The sequence below is a fragment of the Solitalea agri genome (assembly GCF_023914155.1).
Lineage (GTDB): Bacteria > Bacteroidota > Bacteroidia > Sphingobacteriales > Sphingobacteriaceae > Solitalea > Solitalea agri.
The window spans coordinates 1-532 of the sequence record NZ_JAMWYS010000026.1 but is presented as its reverse complement, the minus strand read 5'-3'; the positions used below and the strand labels follow the sequence as shown (position 1 = coordinate 532).

Annotated in this window: 1 protein-coding gene; it reads left to right on the top strand. The window is 38.9% G+C overall.

The genetic code is table 11. The features are described from left to right. Nucleotides 1–17: 17 nt before the first annotated feature. On the top strand, nucleotides 18–532 hold a 515-nt coding region (locus tag NF867_RS07265; protein ID WP_252587150.1), incomplete at its 3' end, for an IS110 family transposase.

The window sequence follows — 532 nt, the reverse complement described above, 5'->3', positions numbered from 1 at the left end:
AGGATGTACTTGTGGCGATGGAAAACACAGGACGTTATAATTGGAACCTATTTGAAGTGCTTCCAAGTTTTACCTTTAAAGTTTACGTCGTTGCACCTTTACATCTTAAAAAGAGTTTAGGCTTAGTAAGAGGTAAAAATGATCGGGTAGATGCCTTTCGTATCTGCTCGTTTATAGAAAAGAACAGCCTGGAAACTCCCTTATGGAAACCCGCTTCAGTCGCTGTTAAACGACTAAAAGTGTTGTTAACCGAGCGAAACTCAAGGATCAAAATGAAACGGCAATTGATCAATCAGCAGCAGGATTATAAACTGATGAAAACAATCGCTTTGGATAAAGAACTGCTCCGGTTAAACAAAAAAATAATTGAAACCCTAGATACCCAGATTGCTAAAATTGAAACTGATATAGAAAAAACGATTCAGCTTGATGACCAAATGAAAGCTCAAGCTGCGTTAATTCGATCGGTACCGGGCGTAGGTAAAGTTGTTTCCTGGATGATGCTTGCCAAAACGGAAGGTTTTACCACAAT